1 pseudogene is annotated in these 534 nt (G+C 56.0%); it reads right to left on the bottom strand.

Going from position 1 to position 534, the window contains the following annotated elements:
• A pseudogene (locus GV764_RS13555) lies at window positions 1-481 on the bottom strand (transposase); the annotation flags it as partial.
• Window positions 482-534: the final 53 nt, after the last annotated feature.

Here is a 534-nt window from a genome sequence, read left to right as displayed (position 1 = left end):
TTTCCTCTCTCAGGGCTTTCAGCTTTTTTAGATACGCGTTTTCCGCACGCAGATACTCCAGCTCTCTCTGGAGCTCGGCCGGGGTCATTTTGCTTATGGGTTTTGTACCGGGAATAAATTTTTTTCCTGACATAGCGGCTCCGGGTCTGACTGTATGAAGTGCCCGGGCACCGCCTTCCCGGTATCGTTTTATCCAGCCCCGAATGAGCGTTTCGTTGGGGATGGCGAAGTGCGCGGAAGCATCTGCGCTGCTGTATCCGTGCCGGATTACGTAGCGAACAACGCGGAGCCTGAATTCAGCAGTATAGGCCCGCGCCGGACGGTGCTCCAGCCCGGGCTCGCCCTGTTGTCTGAAGGCACGTATCCAGCGGGAGAGCGGTGTTTCGCCAACGCCAAACAGGCGGGCCGTTTCTTTCATACTGTCCCGGGTGGACAGATAGTGCCGGACCGCGGCCAGTCGCACTGAATAAGAATATTTCATTGTTTATATCTCCTGATCCCGGATGGGGTGTCCAGGAACAGGGGTTCAGTACA

It is taken from the genome of Atlantibacter hermannii (assembly GCF_009907385.1).
Classification (GTDB): domain Bacteria; phylum Pseudomonadota; class Gammaproteobacteria; order Enterobacterales; family Enterobacteriaceae; genus Atlantibacter; species Atlantibacter hermannii_A.
Note: the sequence above shows the minus strand (reverse complement) of the source record. Positions and strands in the feature narration are given on the sequence as shown.